The 19217-nt window shown below is 39.8% G+C and carries 13 protein-coding genes; 8 read left to right on the top strand and 5 right to left on the bottom strand.

The annotated features are described in order from the left end of the window. Positions 1-273: 273 nt before the first annotated feature. The 3 genes from hflX to PLE33_03020 form a co-directional block, all read right to left on the bottom strand. Positions 274-1614 carry a GTPase HflX gene (gene hflX / locus PLE33_03030; protein HPS60219.1) on the bottom strand — a complete coding sequence of 447 codons (1341 nt, stop codon included), beginning with the start codon at positions 1612-1614 and terminating at the stop codon, positions 274-276. Between the two features lie 235 nt (positions 1615-1849). Beyond that, the gene (locus PLE33_03025; GenBank protein ID HPS60218.1) at positions 1850-4303 is read right to left on the bottom strand and encodes a hypothetical protein; all 2454 of its coding nucleotides are present in this window, start codon (positions 4301-4303) and stop codon (positions 1850-1852) included. Between the two features lie 118 nt (positions 4304-4421). Continuing rightward, a complete protein-coding gene (locus tag PLE33_03020) occupies positions 4422-4595 on the bottom strand; it encodes a hypothetical protein (GenBank protein HPS60217.1) in 174 nt (57 codons plus the stop codon). Positions 4596-4739: 144 nt separating this feature from the next. Between PLE33_03020 and PLE33_03015 the strand changes: the two genes are divergently transcribed. From PLE33_03015 to PLE33_02980, 8 genes are all read left to right on the top strand, one after another. Next, positions 4740-5771, top strand: coding sequence for a hypothetical protein (locus tag PLE33_03015; GenBank protein ID HPS60216.1), 1032 nt, complete (start codon positions 4740-4742; stop codon positions 5769-5771). 6 nt (positions 5772-5777) lie between these two features. Continuing rightward, on the top strand, positions 5778-7283 hold the full coding sequence (locus tag PLE33_03010; protein HPS60215.1) for a hypothetical protein: 1506 nt from the start codon (positions 5778-5780) through the stop codon (positions 7281-7283). 10 nt (positions 7284-7293) lie between these two features. Next, the gene (locus PLE33_03005) at positions 7294-7707 is read left to right on the top strand and encodes a hypothetical protein (GenBank protein HPS60214.1); all 414 of its coding nucleotides are present in this window, start codon (positions 7294-7296) and stop codon (positions 7705-7707) included. A gap of 611 nt (positions 7708-8318) precedes the next feature. Then, on the top strand, positions 8319-10628 hold the full coding sequence (locus tag PLE33_03000; protein HPS60213.1) for a DNA internalization-related competence protein ComEC/Rec2: 2310 nt from the start codon (positions 8319-8321) through the stop codon (positions 10626-10628). Next, positions 10609-12252: a hypothetical protein gene (locus tag PLE33_02995; GenBank protein ID HPS60212.1), complete on the top strand. Its 1644-nt coding sequence runs from the start codon at positions 10609-10611 to the stop codon at positions 12250-12252. The genes PLE33_03000 and PLE33_02995 overlap by 20 nt, the downstream gene beginning before the upstream one ends. 1 nt (position 12253) lies before the next feature. Then, a complete protein-coding gene (locus tag PLE33_02990) occupies positions 12254-13045 on the top strand; it encodes a threonine/serine exporter family protein (GenBank protein HPS60211.1) in 792 nt (263 codons plus the stop codon). After that, positions 13045-13497: a threonine/serine exporter family protein gene (locus PLE33_02985; protein HPS60210.1), complete on the top strand. Its 453-nt coding sequence runs from the start codon at positions 13045-13047 to the stop codon at positions 13495-13497. The genes PLE33_02990 and PLE33_02985 overlap by 1 nt, the downstream gene beginning before the upstream one ends. 8 nt (positions 13498-13505) lie before the next feature. Continuing rightward, positions 13506-14312 (top strand): phosphohydrolase, encoded by an 807-nt coding sequence (locus PLE33_02980; GenBank protein HPS60209.1) that lies wholly within the window; start codon positions 13506-13508, stop codon positions 14310-14312. Positions 14313-15321: 1009 nt separating this feature from the next. On the opposite strand, the gene PLE33_02975 is transcribed toward PLE33_02980, so the two are convergent. Then, positions 15322-16662 (bottom strand): sigma-54 dependent transcriptional regulator, encoded by a 1341-nt coding sequence (locus PLE33_02975; protein ID HPS60208.1) that lies wholly within the window; start codon positions 16660-16662, stop codon positions 15322-15324. Next, a complete protein-coding gene (locus PLE33_02970) occupies positions 16649-19111 on the bottom strand; it encodes a HAMP domain-containing sensor histidine kinase (protein ID HPS60207.1) in 2463 nt (820 codons plus the stop codon). Before PLE33_02970 ends, PLE33_02975 begins: the two co-directional genes overlap by 14 nt. Between the last annotated feature and the right edge of the window lie 106 nt (positions 19112-19217).

Here is a 19217-nt window from a genome sequence, read left to right as displayed (position 1 = left end):
AATCTCGTCTTGGCATAGAATCCGGATAATTTCTTGCTTGATTAGTTGTGGTAGTGATGTGGTGGCGATACTCGGCAAAATACCAGGATAGACCACCCTATCTCTACCACAACTAATCAAGCAGAAGATAGGTATCCTCTCAGTTTTAAATGAAAAAGTGATAGGTTATGCTAATGTAAGGGAGAATCCCAAACGAATACATCAAAATAGCGGTAATATGAATATAGAAATAAGAATATCAGCAAAAAGAGGTCTCCCGGTGGCATTCAATTTCTATTTGTTATTCTTTGTTTCCCTTATGTATTCTTCCACTAAATACAGGTCGTCCCGGCTGATTTCCACTTCCATATAGATTCCATCTTCATTATAGTCCTCACTGATAATTTCTGCAAGGGAGTGCAATTTGGAAACAAGAGCTGTCTTTGGATAAGGAATTTTCAGCTGCACAATCCTGTTACCTAAAAGCATTTCTTCTACTTTTACCAGTAGCTTATCTATGTTTATGCTTTGTGCAGCCGAAATAAAAACCCCTTCCGGAAATTGGCGTTCCAATAGAGAGACGAAAACTGTATCCACTTTGTCTATTTTATTGAAGACAAATATCTGCGGAATGGCTTCAGCTCCGATTTGCAGCAGCACCGAATTTACCTGCTGAATATAATATTCAAAGCGGTCATCGGAAACATCTACTATCTGCAACAGCAGATTGGCATCCTGCACTTCCATCAAAGTTGCCTTGAAAGAAGCAATTAGATGATGTGGCAGTTTGGAAATAAAACCTACCGTATCCGATAGCACAACTGGATGTCCGGTAGAAAGTTTCAGTTGCCTGGTAGTGGAATCCAGGGTAGCAAAAAGCTTATCTTCCACCAATACATTGGCTTTGGTTAACTGATTAAAAAGGGTTGACTTACCGGCATTGGTATAGCCCACCAGACATATTTTGCGAGCTTTTTCCCGTTGCTTGCGTTGTGTTTCTTTCTGATGCTGGATAGCTTCTATCGCTTTGTTGATTTTTCGGATTTTATCCTTAATCAGGCGTCTGTCAATTTCAATTTGTTTTTCTCCCATTCCTCGGGTAGCGGTTCCACCTGTATTTCTCACTCCGCCGCGTTCTTTATCAAAATGCTCCCACATCCTTTTTAAGCGTGGTAGCTGATATTCCAGTTCAGCAAGATGAACTTGCAGCTTTGCCTCGCGCGTTTTGGCATGTTTATGAAAAATATCCAGGATAACTTCTGTGCGGTCTATCACTGTTATTTGAAAGTCCCTTTCCAAATTGCGTGCTTGAGAAGGTTCCAGTTCGTCGTTAACAATCAAGATATCTGCCTGTGCTTGCATCATTTTCTGGCTTAAATCAGTTAAAAAACCTTTGCCAAAATAGGTTCCTCTATCGGGGGAGTTTCTTCGTTGCCGGTAAGTTCCTAAAACCTGAATTCCAGCCGTTTCCGCTAAGCGTTCCAGTTCTTTAAGCGATTCTTCAATATCTTTATCGGTTTCTGCCGGTTTTGCCAATGCAGCTAAAAAAGCTGTCCTTTCAGTCCTTTCAGCTTGTTCCCAGTTTTCAGGTTCCAGCTCAAATTCGTCTATTGCGGTATATTCTTCGTTATTCATAGATTCCTTATATCTTGTGCTAATAACTGCTGTCAAGTAAAAATGAGGTTTTGCGCTTTTCTATTGCTGCAATAACAGCAAAATAAGTAATATTATTTCAAGATTGTAAGCAAAACATTGTCTTCCAAATAGTCCAAACCTTGCTGAAGCGAAGCTTCGTGGTCACTATACTTGTCTAATTCTTTTATCCGCGTAATCCGCGTGAAATCAGTGTAATCTGCGGGAAATAAACCTCCTATTTTTTAGGTAAAGTAGCAATATTAACTTTGGAGTATGCATTCTTTGGTTTAACACTCCAGCCCGTTACGCTATCATAATGCAGGGTGGTTACAGTCCATAAATCTCCGGTATCAGCTAAATAACCATAATAATTTACAGGTGTAAGTTCTGATTGACGCACAACTACTACACAATTGGTCCCGATAGCATTTTCATAATCGTGGTCACTATAATAATGAACCTGCACGAGGTAGTCACCTGGAATTACGCTTGCGGAAGTGATATTTTCAGGACCATAACCATTTGTATCATCAACATCAAGAGCTAAACCGCTTGCTGTTTGGCGATGAGCATAATAACATTTTTCTCCGTTGGGGTCGGTAATCCAGAAATCAACATCCGTTCCTGAAGTATCCCAGGTGAGAGTACAATGCAAAGCCATTAGGGGCACCAAAGAAGTAAAAGTCATTGTATCTTCAGCGGTTAAACCTCCTGAGACGGCAATCACATAAACCGTATGAGAAATTTCTGCTGTTGAACCATTCAGAACAACTGCCTGGGAAAACCATCCGTTATTCAAATTCATTTCAAGGGAATGTTCACTATCGTTATCCAATATCAATAGGGCAGAAGTTAAGCTGGGATTAGCTATTTTTCCTGTTATATTCACAATACGATTGGTTACTACATTGCTAATTTCATTTATTGTCACATAAAAATCTACCGGCAGTTCTATAGAATCACTAATCAGGACAATGTCATTGTTCTGATTCTGAGCTGTGAATTGATACTGCAGAGTTATTTCATTCATACTCATTTCGCTATTAATTCTAAGCGGGACATATATAGCTAATGTTGTTCCTGCAGATATATTAACAGCAGTGGAATTAAACAAAGAGGTGAAACCGTTTCCGGAAGGAATATTATGATGGCCGCTAAGGGCAGTTGTTCCTGTATTAGTTACAAAAAGCTCAATAGTTATGTCTTCACCTGGATTCAGCTTATTATCTGCAAAATTTTCATTAACAATGTCCCAATCGTCAATAGCTAACATTCCCCCTGAAGAAGTAAGGGAAATACTTCTTGTTTTATGATTGTTAAGATTATCCGAAATATCTACCGAAATTGTATATTCCTTTTCTTCAGTGGGAGTAAAAGTCAGTTCTGTTCCATTAGCACTAAACCCGGTATAGGAACCCCCGGAAACAGTCCACGCAAAAGAAAGCTCCTGCCCGATTGTGCTTACGCAGGATAGATGGGAATGAACAGGATGATTTACTGTAATACAACCTTCTTGAACAGTTAAATCCTCAATGATAATGGGGTTATCCGCTAATTTTAATAATTCTGCCGTGAGATTGGTAACTGTAGTTTTGGCAATATGCAGATTTTCATACACACCTCGTATAAAACCTTCTGCTAAAGCAATAATATGATATTCACCCGGGGGTAATGGTTGTTCCAGATTTTGGGGAGCATTCATTATAACTGTAATCCGGGGGTCATCATCAGGCATATTGGCTTTGGAAATAATCAGTGTTTTACTCTCCGTAACAGGAAAATCAATATGCATAGTGCCGCAGTCAGCAGTTGTTTCATCTTCATCCAGCATTTGGTTCATAACTTCATTCACACATTCACCAGGAGTTCCTCCATAAGCATCACCAACAGCTTTCACACCCGTTTCGCCAAGTTTTTTGGCTGTTTCGGCAGTAGCTTGGCGTTCGTCATCACTCCAAAGCATAACATCTCTTCGCATACCCATTTTTACAGGGTCTTCGTCACTCATATTCAAATAGGCGTTTGCTTTTTCCTGAGGCGTAGAACCAGGCAAATCATCATAAGGAATGGTATTACTGCAATCTGTAGGGGAAGTTACAGGATTCCAGTGTAAAATCATCTCCCGAATTTTTGCATCCCGAGAGCTATTTCGTTCCTGGACGGCTGCTGCAAATCCGGAAATTATGGGAATACCGGAATCAGGATCATTTAATACCTGACGGATACTTTGTTTACCGCTCATCACTTGCCAACCGGAACGAACCATCTTTCCACCTGATACTACTGTATCCTTCGCTTTGTTATATACACCTTTGGCGATATCGGTTAATAAGTTCTTGCTCCCGCCATAAGGAACTATAGCATTTTCCGCTTGAACCAGAACATCAAATTTTCCAGCTATAGCATTACTCTGGCTAATATAATCCTCTACCATAGCGTCTATTTGGGTAAAGGCATCACGACTTTTCTTTTTACTTCCCAAATTGCGAATGGCATTTTGCATCTCATTCATCGTGCCATCATGCGCCTCCATAAGGGAAGTAAGGTCTGTTTGATACTGCCAGTAATTATTCAAGGCAACTGTGATTTCCGTATTGGCAGGGGGCTTATTATTATCATCTTTGTCACAGGCAGTGAATAAAAATAGAAGCAGGATTGCGACGAAGGTAAAAGTAATCTTAGTTTTCATTTTTCCTCCTTTTACTTAGGTAAAAAGCAACAGGGTGCATAAAAAAAACGGTTAAGTAGAACATCTGTTTATTCTCCTATCTCATAGATAACCATCTTCTTACTATAAGAGATGACTGTTACTTTTTTATATCTACTACATCTTTAGGTAGAACACAATTATTAAAATAATCCGGAATTAGTTTCTGGCAAGTAATAAAATCTGCTGGAGGATTAATGAGAAAATCTGCCCCATCGCTTTTATAGTTTCTTCTTAAAAGAGGTTTCAGGGCAGAGCAAGAAAAAGAAAGCATAATATGCTACAATAGAATTAGTTGCGGGGTTATGATAAAAATAGCTTGCCAATTTTAGAGCAGAAAAAAAAATGAAAAAGAAGAATATTCTGTGGCAAAGGGTTTTTTACCAGCCACATTCCGATAAAGCAAAGAGATGAATATATGATTAAAAGAGTTCTAATTACAGCAGTTTTGCTATCTGCGGCTTTTTGTTCCGCTCTGGATTTTACTTATGTGGAGATGGAAAATTACGGTTCAGCTGTCAGCAGAATTGTTATAGGTCTATACGGGACGGGAGATTATAAAGTTATTGAAGGTAATAACCGGGTGGAAATCAATTTAGACAATACAAATGCCAATAATGTAAATATTCAGTATCAACCAGGGGGGTTGGTAAATGCTATTGAGCAAATTGACAATAAGATGGTTATTCCTGTTTCCAGCCCCTATCTTCTGGAACAGATGATTTTGGATTCTCCCCAACGATTAGTTCTGGATATTATTGTTGCTAAACCTGATAAGCAACAAAAATTAGAGCTTGCTGATTTTTATGCTTCTGCCGGAAAACTGAACAGTGCCGATAAAATTTACTACGAACTATCTAAAAGCTATCCTGAAGATTATGCAATACTGTATAAATGGACTTTACTGCTAAAACAAAGAGGCAGTAACCGGATAAATAACATAGCTGCCAAAATTCCGCAAAATTCAGAGTATTATCCTTTAGCCCAGCAAGTTTTGACGGGAAATCAGATCCCCAAGGCAGCACAATGCAATCCTGCAGAGAAAACACAAATTGCCGGTAAGACAGTATGCGACCAAGAAAAAGCTGAAACTATTATCCCCAAAGCACCGGAAACCGGTAAAACAGCTAATACTATTCAGGATAAGAAATTACCCGCTACAAAATGGATGCGGAAATTGATGCTGCTAATCATCCTAATTTTGTTATTAATACTCATCTATCACCTCATTGCTAATTTAGGCAAACGCAAAAAGAAACCAACTTTGGACTTCAAGATGGAATCCGAAAATAAAACAGAAATTCCTGCTGAGGAAAATAAGACCCTTGTTCTTATGGTGCAGCGGTTGCTTGATTCCGGTTGGAAGAACAGTGAAATTGCCAGGGAATTAAAAATATCAGAGGAGGAAGTGGAACGCCTGATGCAATTGCGTCATCAGGATGAATCCTGATTTATTATGGTTAAAAATGTTTGTTTGACAGCCCTAATGCTTTTTAGTGCATTACTACCTGCATTAAGCTATATTCCGGGCTCTGCCTTTAATCCGGAAATTCAAACCGGGTTAAAACCAAGTTTATTAAGCTCTCCTCTCCCTGCTAAAGATGATAGTATTTCTATTTATAGCAATGGATTATATTTACCTTTTGTCCCGCTGTCTCGTTTTGGGGATGCGGTTTTGGATATTTGCCGGGTAGGCAATGCTAAACATTCACTTATGAGCTATCAAAGTCCCGACTATAAGTTTAATGCCGAAATAAATGCTATTGCCGGTTTGGAACCGATGAAGAAAGATGAAAGCTGCAGTTTTCTCTATGGCGGTTTGCTGCTAAAATCGCAATATGGAACCCGCTTGGAAATGAATACTAACTGGTGGAACGGCATTTTTTGGGGCAATCAGGAAGCAGCAGAAACTTCCTGGCTGGTAGATGGATACTATAAACCAGCGGATGAAAAATTGAACATAGATAACCTTAGCGGTGATATCAGTTACAATGCCAGGAACTTGACTCTGGCTTTAGGACGCGGGAAATTTCCCGTGGGCAATTCCATCAGCGGCAGTATCATTTTAAGTGACGAGGTGAATGACTACGGTTATATCTTAGCTGAAGGCAGAGCAGGTATATTCAGTATTTCTTTTTTACACGCATCTTTAGTGGCAGATAGCACGGAAATTTACGGAAAACTTTTACCGGAAAAGTATCTGGCATTGCATCAACTGGGTTTTCATCCCTGTTCCAATCTGGATTTATTTTTAGGAGAAGAAATAATCTACGGTAACCGTTCACCCGAACTGAACTACTTTTTGCCGAATGCTTTCTGGCGGGCAATTGAACATAACCTTTGGGATAGAGATAATGTAATGATTTATGCCGGAGGCAATTATAGACCGGTGCAGCCGTTATTTCTCTATGCCCAGGTGTTGATTGATGAATTTAGCTCCAGCAAACTTTTCAGTTCCTGGTGGGGAAATAAATATGCTCTGCAGAGCGGTATGCGTTGGAATGTTCCTTTTGCCTTGCCGCAAAGTCCTTCTGCAGATATAACTACGGAAGTTACAGCTGTGCGTCCTTTCACTTATACGCATTATTTGATTCAGACAATGTTTTCCTCTGATGGCAGACCCCTTGGTTATCCCAAAGGTTCCAATCTGGTAGATATTTCCTGTCTTTTGCGTTTACCCTATAAGGATATTCTTCTTTGGCAGGGAGGTGTATCTTATTGTAAACAGGGGAGTTTTGGTAGTGACTGGCAACAAAATTACCACGCTGTTTTTCATACAGCAGAAGAAATTGATGAAGGCACGGCACATTGGTTTGAAGGCACAAAAACAGAAACTATCACCCTGAAAAGTAATCTCCTGGTGGATATTTTTGCACACCACCGTTTGTTACTTGGTTTTGAAACCTGCCACACTAAGGATTGGCAAAATACCGTTTATTCTGCCTGGCAATTCATTTATTAGAGGATTAACAATGAGAGTAGTTGACCGCCTGGAATTTCCAAAACGCTATAAACCAAAGCAGTATATTCTGCTAATTGTTATTCTGCTTGTTATTCTGGGGATTTATATTCAACGCACGGGAGTAAGAAAAAATGCATCCCGAATCCAGATTAGCGATATCCGCATCAGTAATTTCGGCAATCAATTTATAGAACTGGAATACACCCTTGCCAATACCGGCAAAAGAGACCAGGAAATTGCTTTAATGGCAAAGGTTTGGGATACTGAAGGCGAAGAAATTGCCAGTGCTTTGTTTAGCGTTAAAGTGAAGGCAAATAGTAAAGCCAGGCGTTCCAAAATGCTGGATAAACTGAATCGGGCTTTAAAAGATGGGGAAAGACCTTATAAAGCGGAAATATCGCTTTGGACAAAACACATACCTTAATTAGGTAAAAGATACAGACGAAGATAAAAAATTTATGCAGATTGGTTAAATTAAGTTGATTTTTCCGGAGGGTTGGCCTCCCGGTTAACCACAAACGACAAGATGTCTTTTTTCCGGAGGGTTGACCTGCCGGTCAACCACAAACGACAAGAATGTCTTTTTTCCGGAGGGTTGACCTCCTGGTCAACCACAAACGACAAGGATGTCTTTTTTCCGGAGGGTTGACCTCCTGGTCAACCCTAAAACGCCAAGGATGTCTTTTTTCCGGAGGGTTGACCTCCCGGTCAACCACAAACGACAAGGATGTCTTTTTTCCGGAGGGTTGACCTCCCGGTCAACCACAAACCACAAAATGTCTTTTTTCCGGAGGGTTGACCTGCCGGTCAACCACAAACGACAAGATGTCGTTTTTCCGGAGGGTTGACCTCCTGGTCAACCACAAACGACAAGAATGTCTTTTTTCCGGAGGGTTGACCTCCTGGTCAACCACAAACGATAAGGATGTCGTTTTTTCCAGAGGGTTGACCTCCCGGTCAACCACAAACGACAAGAATGTCGTTTTTCCGGGGCATAAGGAAAATCTACTAACCTGAAGATGGAGAAAAAAATAGATGGAGGCAAACCGCAAGGCACCTGCTCCTTTTTTGTTACCGGTTTTGTTTTGGACTATCGGTATCATTCTGGCTAAATATCTGCAACCGGAAATATATCTGCCATTAATTATTGCAGGCGCTTTGGCAGTAGCTGCCATCTTTATACGCAAAATACGCCAAATTTTGCTTTTACTGCTGTTTCTGTTTTTAGGTATGCTGCGGTTATCTCTTTGCCAACAGGATAGTTCGCAGCTGAAGATATTATTGCAGGAAAAAGAACCGCTGCAGCAGGAGATAACTTTTAGGGTGGTAAAGGTTTTCTCCGTGGAAGAAAAACGCTATGCTGTAGAGCTTGATTCTCTTGCCTCTTTTCCCCTGCAGGAAAAAATAATCCTTTCCTCCAGTGAAACATTGCTTCCAGGTAGAACTTATCGTTTATTGGCAAATCTTTATCCCTTAATCCGAGACCCTATTCTGGATATTTATCCGGCTCAATATTCCGCAATTGCCTATCAGTTAAGTAAATCGCAAGAGTATCCTAAACTGGAAGTTAGCGCTTTAATTGGCAGGTTGCGTTATAAACTGCTAAGTTCGCTGGATGTCAAATTGGGTAGTGATGCCGATTGGGCAAAAGCATTGCTATTTGGGGAATCGGGGTTAAGTAAGGAATATCTTACTCAGCTTACCGGAGCAGGAATCATTCATTTAATTGTTGTAAGCGGAATGCATATCTGGTTTATCTATTTGATTTTAGTTTCGCTGTTACGGATGTTTTTTAGCAGAGAACTGGCAGAATTTCTTTTCTTACCGATAATTTTGCTGTATGCTGCACTCAATAACTGGGCTCCTTCAGTTACGCGTTCAATAATAATGATAGCGATAGTAATTTTAGCGCGCTGGCTGCAAAGTCCTGTTTCCGGAGCGCAAACGCTATCGTTATCACTATTCATTATCACTCTGCTAAGTCCTATGCAATTGTTTAATATTGGACTTCAGCTTTCCTTTGTTTCGGTGCTGGTAATTTTTTACGGTATGCCCGGGTTTTATCTTTTTTCAGCGGAAAAGAAGCTTAGTAATCCGTTATATAAAACTCTGGAGGGAGCAAAAGACGGCATTTTGCTTTCGGCTTTAATCTCCATAGCCATCACTCCTTTCACGCTATATCATTTTGGCACTGCTTCCCTCAATGGAATAATTGGCAATACCTTAGGCATTCCCTTGAGTGGCATTTTGCTTCCGCTTTCTTTTCTGGTGCTGATTTTTCCCCGGGGCTGGTATTTAACCAGGGCTTTTGTGTTGGTTTACAAAGCGGTTAATACCCTTTGGATAAAATGGATGCAGTTTTGTTATAATTTGCCTTTCTCAATTTCTGCCAATTACTTATCTCTTTTTCAGGCATTGGCTTTAGCAACGGTTATTTTATGGGGCTTTTTGCTTATCCGGGCTAAATTCAAAACGGCTTTAATTGCCACCCTGCCAATGTGTGTGCTTGTTTCCGGCTTCATTTTCATTCCCTTTCTCCATAAATCCGAAACCAGTGTGTATGTTTTCAATTGCGGTGTAAGTGACTGCACGCTAATTCATTTTGCCAATGGAGAAACGATGTTGATTGATACCGGTGGCACCTATAAAAAAGGGTTTGGGGAAAGTTTTTTAAGCACAGGCGAATATTCACAAGACAGCTGGCTAAACCGCAATTTACTTCCCTGGTTAGGCAAGAAAGGCATTGCTCAAATTGACTATCTGGTTCTTACGCATTTACACAGTGACCACTGCGGAGGTCTGATAACCCTTTTAAATAATAAAAAAGTAGGGCAGATATTTGTTAGCGATGAAAGCACGAAACAGGATTTCTGGAAAGTCGTCAGGCAACAAAAATCCTTTCCGGCTGTTAAAATCAATACTATTAGTGATACCTGTTCTTTCGTTACAGACAATGTAAAGCTGAAGTTTCTTCATCCCGATAAGTTTTATAGTCCCCTAAACGAAAATAACTCCTCTCTCGTGTGCCGCTTAGATACAAAAAAGGCAAGCATTCTTTTTACCGGCGATATTGAGAGTGAAGCAGAAAACTATCTGGTAGATAATTATGCTCCGGAGCTGAAAGCGGACTATCTAAAAATTCCTCATCACGGTTCACGCAGTTCCAGTTCTGCCTCTTTTTTACAGGCAGTTAACCCCCGGGAGGTTTGGATAACTGCTTCCCGCAGAAATATATATCACTTTCCTCATCCGGAAACAATGCAACGCTTACAAAAGCAACAAACAAAAATCCTCAGCACCGGAAACGGAACTATCAGAAAAATGATTGACAGCAGAAGTAACTAAGATAAAATGCCTTTTGAAGGATGGTAAAATGCAAAAGTATGTAAAAGAAGCACTGTTCTTAGACAAACTATTCGCCTTGCTGGATACCAATGGCGAAGTTATGGAAACAGTAAAACACCAAAAATTGAATAAAAAGCATTACAGCTATGAGGAGCTGTGTACACAAAATTGCAATACGGAAAATATCCTGAAGGCAATTAAAGGTAATAAAGCCCTGGAAGCAAAGTTAGAAGGTCTTTTTAGAGAGCTTCCTTTGTTGCCGATAAAGCATTTGAAGACCACTGAGTGTTTGGAGTTAAATGAACTATTTGAAATAAAATCATTCCTTTACAGCTATTTGCAGCTGCAGGAAAATCTGAAACAGCATAAACTGGATAATCAACATCCTTTGCCGGATTTGCAAAATATGTTTTCCCTGCTTGATCCCGAAGGCAATAAATTACCTACTTTTCGGATTTATCCTTACTATTCTATTTACTTAACAATGCTTACTTCTAAGCAATTTTACATTGCCAATGCTCTGAAAGAACTACGACACAGGGATTTGGAACAAGCTAAAAGAGACCTTCAGATGCCAACTTTGAAGGAGGAATTTACCCTTTCACGCAACCGGAAAGAGCAACTGGAGGCAATCTTAGCATCCAAATATTTTATTGTTGTTTCGGAAGGACTGGCAAATTATAATTTTCGCCTGGCTGATTCGGAAGAAGCAACCGTTCTAAAAGCTCAACTGCATCAGCTCTCAAAGGAAATAACCGAAGAAGAAAATCAGATTTTAGCCAATCTTACCTCACAAATACAAACTGACTTCAATATTTTTGAACTTGCTTATGGCAGCATTGGAGAATATGCCTGGGATTTTTGTCTGGCTAAATTTGCCGCGCATTATTCCTGCTGCTTTCCTACTCTAACTCCTTCTTTTACAGGCATTTTTCTTTCCGAGGCGGTAAATTTGCCGCTGCAACTTTTTCTGCAAACGCTTAAGCGTAATTACCAGCCCTTAAATATTGCGATGAGCCAAAAGGATAATTTGATTACGGGACCCAATATGGGGGGAAAAAGCACCGCGTTAATAACTATCGGTCAGATGTGTGTTTTGGCTTCTTTGGGAATACCTATACCTGCCCAAAAAGCTAAACTTCCGCTGTTTGAGGAGGTCTATTACAATCACGATTCGGGCGAAAACAGTGAGACCTTAAGTTCCTTTGCCCGGGAAGTAGTTTCGCTTTCCAATATGCTGCAACGCAAAGGGCAGAAACTTATTTTACTGGATGAATTTGCCAAAGGCACCAATCCTGAAGAAGGTGAGGCAATTTGTGTAGCTACGCTTAAGTATCTGATAAATAGTGATAACACTATCATTTCTGCCACTCATTTCAGTGCTCCTACAGAACTTGCAGGTTTAGCACACTTTACCATCAAAGGAATTGATGAACAAAGCTTTAAGCGTTTGGAAAAAATGCAAGATAACAGTTTGGAAACACGCCTGGCGCTTCTTGCGGAAGCAATGGATTATTCACTTTTGCCTGTTTCCCGAAAAACAGCACCTCCCCAATGTGCAATTCGCATAGCGGGAATTTTGGGTTTACCTGCAGAAATTTTAGCGGAGCTAACAAAGGAGTAAGATGGCAAAAGTCCTTCCCCAAAAAGTTTTGGAACTGGCTTTAGAAGTAGGACGCATCATTTTGCAAAGCGGAGGTAACACCAATCGGGTAGAATTGATGATGCGTAAGGTTTGCAATTGTTTTGGCTACCCCGAAACCGAATCGTATGTAACCCCTACAGGCATTTTTATCAGCGTTAAAGATGATGCGGGGAATATCTTCACCAGTATTAAAAGAATAGATAACAGGCGAATAGACCTGGGCAAAATCACTCGCATCAGTAGAATGGTAAATTGTATGGAAGTGAAACCGCTTTCCGAACAAGAACTGCAGGAACAGCTTGTTAAGTTTACCTCTGAACTGGATGAAATAGAACATGAAAATCCCTGGCCCCCCTGGTTGAAAGACCTTTGTGGAGGAGGGACGAGCGGATTTTTCTGTTTGCTCTTTGGCGGTTCCTGGATAGAATTTGCGGTTGCTTTTTTCATTGGCACAGTCGTTACTTTTGGCTTAAAATATCTGGAAAGATTGGCTTTTAATAACTTTCTGCTGAATGCCATCGCTGCTGCGCTAATTGTTATGCTGGCAAAGACCCTGGATATCTATATACCTTACATTCGGTTGGATAATATTATTATCGGGGGAATAATGTTACTGGTGCCAGGGCTTTCCATTACTAATGCCATCCGCGACACAATGAGCGGAGATCTTGTTGCCGGAACAGCCAGAGCCGTAGAAGCACTTTTCATAACTGTAGGAATTGTAGCTGGAAGTGCCTCAATGCTCAAAATTTGGTCTATGTGGGGTTACTGATGCGTCCCTTTGATGCTTTAACTTTTATGCAATTTACTTGGTCTTTTCTGGCTATTTTGGGCTTTTCCATTCGGACTAATTTAAAAGGGATCAGGATTATTTTTACGGCTTTAAGCGGAGGACTTTGCTGGGCTTTTTATTTAATCACTTTATACTATAGCAATTCAATGCTGTTTTCAGTGTTTATAGCAATTATTTTGGTGTGCATCTATTCTGAAATTGTTGCTCCGCGTCTAAAAACACCGGTTTCTGTTTTTGTAACCTGTGCCATCATTCCTTTGGTTCCAGGGAAGGGACTTTTTAATTCTATGCAATTATACATTGCCGGGGATAATCTGAATGCATCCAAAACCATTTTACAAACCCTGCTGGTTGCGGGAACCATTTCTATTGCGATTGCGATTGTATCTTCGGTAACCAATTTAATAAACAAACTAATGAACAGATTTTAGGAGGAATTATGTATAAATCGGTTAAACAGCAACAATTAGAACAAAGAATCTTAAAACTGCTTTCCGGTAAAGCACTTAAAGCGGCAGAATGGCTTTTTGCCAATCCGGATTTGCAGGCAACGCAAGAATATGCCAATATTGTTTCCATAAAGCGTTTGGGCTATAATGATCACGGTCCTGTTCATATGCGAAAGGCAACTCTGAATGCCATCAAAATGTTTAAACTGCTCAATCAGGCGGGCATCAAAATGAATCTGGAAAAAGAAGAAGCGGGAACCGCAGACGATTCTCTTACAGCTGTAATTTTGGCTTCTTTATTACACGATTTGGGAATGACCATTGCCCGCGAATCGCATGAACTGCTTTCCATCCAGCTTGCTATTCCCTATATAGATGCTGTATTGAATAACTTGCTTTCCGAAAATGAAAAAATGCTGAAAACCGCTATTCGTTCTCTTGCCATTGAAGGTATTTTTGGTCACATGGCAACTCATAAAATTCATTCCTTGGAGGCAGGTTTAGTGCTTATTGGCGATGGCAGTGATATGGAAAAAGGTAGAGCCAGAATTCCTACTATGCTTTCTTCCAAAACCAGGGTGGGAGATATTCACAGAACTTCCGCTTCTGCAATCCAAAAGGTGAAGATTTTTCCGGGACAGGAAAAGCCCATCAATATCACTGTGGAAATGAATGCTTCGGTTGGCTTTTTCCAAGTGGAAGAGGTCTTCTTCCCGAAAATTAATATCAGCCCTGTGAAACCCTATATTGAACTTTATGCCGGAGTAACGGATAGAGAAATGCTGAAGTATTTGTAAGTCAAGAAGTCCCGAAGTCAAGAGGTCGAGAGGTCAAGAGGTCGAGAGGTCAAGAGGGCGAGAGGTCGAGAAGTCAAGAAGTCGAGAGGTCAAGAGGACAAGAGGTCAAGGGGTCAAGAGGTCACGAGGTCGAGAGGTCGAGAAGTCGAGAGGACAAGGGGTTAGGGAACAGAAAAGCCAAAAGGTATTTTTGGGAAAAAAAGCAACTTAAATTAACTCATCCATTCTAATTGTCTTCTAATCAAATAAAAAAATCTGCGAAATCCGCGTAATCTGCGTGAAATAAAATCCGCGTAATCTGCGTGAAATAAAATCCGCGAAATCTGCGGGAAAAAATCCGCGAAATCTGCGGGAAATAAAACTTTGCAGGAAACAACAAGCCCACAGACCCATGCCTACAGACCCTATTCCACCCTCATAGCCCAAATATATAAAGATTAGGATAAATTGTATAAGCAGGGTTCGTGCCAAACTTGTCGGCGGATATAACACATTGAAATATATATCTGTTATGGATTAGAGCAAAGGTGGGGTTGGGGTAAAATTTACCCTATCATTTTTTCCCTGGTGCCGGTTTATAATTGATAGCATTCAAAGCTAAAGATTTATTATAGAATGCAATATATTAGCTAACAATTTGTGAGGCATTTACTTATTTGTTTGATATGCATTATTCCCCGCTAAGTTGATACTATTATGTTTCTTTAAACCTTCTTTAAGGACTCTTTAACAAAGTTAAAGTATTATTAAAGGATCGTTAAAGAGTCGTTAAAGAACTGACCAGGCAACAAGTAGTTAAATTAAATCCCCAAGGTGTTTTATTATTTGGGCATCAAGATATTACTTTCGTTGTTCTATTGGATGCACCCTGATTTTTTATTATCAAAGGACGCAATTATCATTATTTATGGCTTGTCCGTGAGAATATTAGATAAGATATTTCCAATCTTCACATTGCGGTTAATTTTAGATTACTACTTTGCGGTGATAATAGGTTCTATCTATATCGTCAGTGCCCGGGCAGGGATATTTTCAGAGCTGCTATTTTTTTGAAAAGGTTTGATTTATCCATCTGTAAATGGTGTGCTGCCTGGCGCATATTGTAGTTATAGACCCTTAAAACATTTTCAATATATGCTCTTTCAAAACTGGTAATTGCTTTACGCAAAGAGCCGAATTCTCGTTCATCCAGATTGCTGTCTGAGGGTGTGGTAAAATCTACCACGGTCAAGTGGTCATTTTTGGCAAAAACTACCGCTCTTTCCAGTGCATTTTTCAATTCGCGCACATTGCCTTCCCATTTTTGTTCACAAAGCCAGGAAACGGCAGAAGGGCTGATTGGTTTCGGCTGAAGATCATTACGGCTACAAAATTCACTCATAAAATATTCTGCCAGAACAGGGATATCTTCAATCCGGTTTCTTAAGGGAGGAATATTAATTTCAATCGTATTCAAGCGATAGAGCAGGTCTTTGCGGAAAAGATTATTTTCCACAAGTTGTTGCAAATCCTGATTAGTGGCGCTGATGATACGGGTATTAATTTTCTGGACTTTCCCGCCTATTTTCTGAATTTCGTTTTCGGAAACGACGCGTAAAAGTTTTGCCTGCACTTCTAAGGGTAATTGACTGATTTCATCCATAAAAATAGAATTATCATCAGCAAATTCAAAATATCCCCGATGAGCTTTTATAGCTCCTGTAAAAGCACCGCTTTCATAACCGAAAAGTTCAGCTTCAAAGAGTTCTTTGGGAATGGAGGCACAATTTATACTGACCATATTTTTTTCGCTATATTTACTTAAGCGATGAATAGCATGGGCTGCAAGTTCTTTTCCTACTCCCGTTTCACCGGTAATTAAAACGGAGCAGTCAAATTTGGCAGCTTTACAAATATTATCGTAAAGAGTTTGCATTGCGGCAGATTTTCCCTGCATTCCAATTGCTGCCAGATATAAGCTGTGCATTTGTTTTTTCATTACCAGGGAGTCATAGATTCGTTCCAAACGCAAAAGTAAATGGGTAGTATCTATCGGTTTTTCGATAAAATCCTCAGCACCTTTTTGAATTGCCTTCACGGCATCGGGAATATGTCCGCTCCCGGAAATCATTAAAACCGGTAAATCAGGATAGTTTTCGTGGACCTTAGATAATAGGTCAAAACCATCATAGAGAGCAGGAAAACACATATCCAGCATCATAATGTCGTAATCATTTTTTTGTAACAGGACTTCAGTTGTTTCAATGTCAGGTGCACAGTCCACAGCATAGCCGTTTTTCTTTAGAAAAGCGGAAGTTAATTGCAGAAAAACATAATCGTCATCCGCAAGAAGGATGTTAATTTCCAGCATCGGTAGCTCCTTTTAGCCAGATGCTGACTACTGTGCCTACATTTTCTTCACTTTGAATACTCATCAACCCTCCCATAGAGTCAATTATTTTCTTGGTTTCAGGAATGCCGATACCCGTTCCGGACTGATTGGTAGTGAAAAATGGTTTCCAGATATCTTCCAGGTATTTTGCCGGAATGCCCTTACCGGTATCTTCAATTTCAATTAAAACTCTTTGCTGCCCTTGTGGAGATGAAGCAAGAGGAAATTCTTTAACGCTGATATGCAATGTTCCTTCTTCGGGCATTGCCTCTAAAGCATTATTTATAATATTGGTAAGCGCTTCTTCAAAACGAATGGGTTCTATATAGGCAGAAATGGAAGTTAGCGACCAGTTTTTAATCAATTTGATATTTGGCGGAAACTGAATCCTTGCCAGGCAATGTTCAATGGAAGGAATTATATCCTGCAGTTCCAGTTGATAATCCTGCAATTCTGTAAACCGCTGAAAAGCATGGGTAAAGATCCGAACCTTGTCTATTTCAGAACGGATAATTTGATAATAACGGATGTTTTCGGGGTTTGCATCTATATCCAGCGTTTCCAAAACGAGCAAAATATTGGTGATATGCCTGCGGACATGATGAGAAAGACGACGCGCTATTTCTGCCCACTCCATTTTTTCAGCTATTGCACTTTCTTCAGTATAGGGTCTAATAACAATAGCATAAAGCTTTCTGCCGGAAACTCTATGCACAAAGTAAACCTGATAAACTTTGCTTTGCGGATTATTATTTAGAGTGCCAATATAAGTTCCCGCTTTCAGGTTTCCGCTGCAAAAATCCCTGAAGGGTTTAACTAAAGAGGGGAAAAAACTATCCAGCAGCAGTTTTTGGGGTTCTTCAGAATTATTGTAGAGTTCTCGGATTTGGAAATTAAAATGCTTGATTTTGCCTTTGCGGGTTACAAGTAAAATGCCGTGCTCAAAACTGTCTATCAGTTTTATAGTGGCTTTGCGGCAATAGAAATTGCGGATTAACAAACCAAGGTAAAGCAGTAACACCAAAAGGAAAAGAATAAGAGCATTTGCCTGGAGCAAAGAAAGCAAAATGGCAAAAGCGGATAGGGATTTGTATTCATAAAAGCTGATTTGTTTATTAGTGCCAATTGCTATTAACGGATTAGTATCAAATCCGGTGCTTACGAGATTTGCCCCAATAATAATTTCGGCGGGATAAGGATTTCTAATTCTTGCTTTACGATAATAATTCCGGTCTAAAATCTCCAGAGAACCATCTTTCTTTTGCAGAAATAATTCTTTATTACCGTCTCTATCCAGGTCTCCAATATCCCAGATTTGACTGATAAAACCCTTATAACTATGCTTTACGGGTTTCAAATCGGTATCCAGAATCAGTAATCCTTCTTTCGTATCTACCAAATGCAGGTAATAATCTGAAGTGCTGCCCATCTTTTGTAAAAAATGAGGAAATTGAGTTGGTTCCAGAGTGGAAGGAAGTTCCAAAGTTCTGTCTTTGATTAGTCGTTTTCCGTTCCAGCTTAAAACAGAGGCAATATTATTGTGTTTTTCAGCTCCCCAAGTGCAATTTACGGCATATATTTCTTTAGTTCCATTCTGGTCCACATCAACGGATTCAAGATAAATTCTGCCATAACCGCTAAATACTTTATCCTGATATAAAACCTTTCCCCGGGTAGAAAGAACAACCAGCCATCCACTGCCGTCATCCAAACCGTTGATAACTGCCTCGGTATTTCTTAAGGCATCGTTAGAAATAATAATTTCCTTACTGCCGTTGCCGTCAAAATCATCCCATAAAATACTTCTGGCAATGCAAGGCATATCATATTGCCATTTTATTGCCCCGGTTTCAAAATCGTATAAAAGCAAACCCCTGGGTCGGGCTGTAAAAAAGTCCACTAAACTGCAGAGTAATTCGGTTTTTCCATCACCATCAATGTCTTCCAGCATTTGAGGAACAATATGACCGTTATAAATATAATCTGCTTTACCTTTTGCTCTATCAGTCCGTTCTAAAGAGGCAAAATATTTGTCTTCTCTGCGCAAAGGAATTTGCCAGAGATATTTCACTCCCATTAAATAAAGCGAATCGGCATCGTTACTGCTAATAAACAACAAGCGGTCATTATTTCTTTTATCAATTAGGGTATGCAGGTCTAAAATTTTATGGGAGAGATTTATTTGAGAAAGGGCTTTGCCTTGCAAGTCGTTTATTATAACGGAATACAAATTTGCATCGTAGAGAGAATGACAAATAAGATAATCTGCTGCTTCATCTTTAAGATTGCCTGTTCTCCAACCGGTGAGAGGAACATTAGATTGATACATCTCTTTCAAGACAAACTGGTGCGTATCAACTTTCCGGGTTAGCCAACAACCACTACACAAGCAAATACATAATGACATTAATATGAATTTAGTTTTCATCTTCCAAGCTATAAAAATCCTTTTCTGCTTTATTTTCAATTTAAGTTTTTCTGTCAAGCGAAAAAATGGTGAACGGTGAAGGGTGAATGGTGAACGGTGAAGGGTG

The sequence above is a fragment of the Candidatus Cloacimonas sp. genome, from assembly GCA_035403355.1.
In the GTDB taxonomy this organism is placed as follows: Bacteria; Cloacimonadota; Cloacimonadia; order Cloacimonadales; family Cloacimonadaceae; genus Cloacimonas.
The sequence above is the reverse complement of the archived record's forward strand: the minus strand, read 5'-3'. Positions and strand labels throughout refer to the sequence as shown.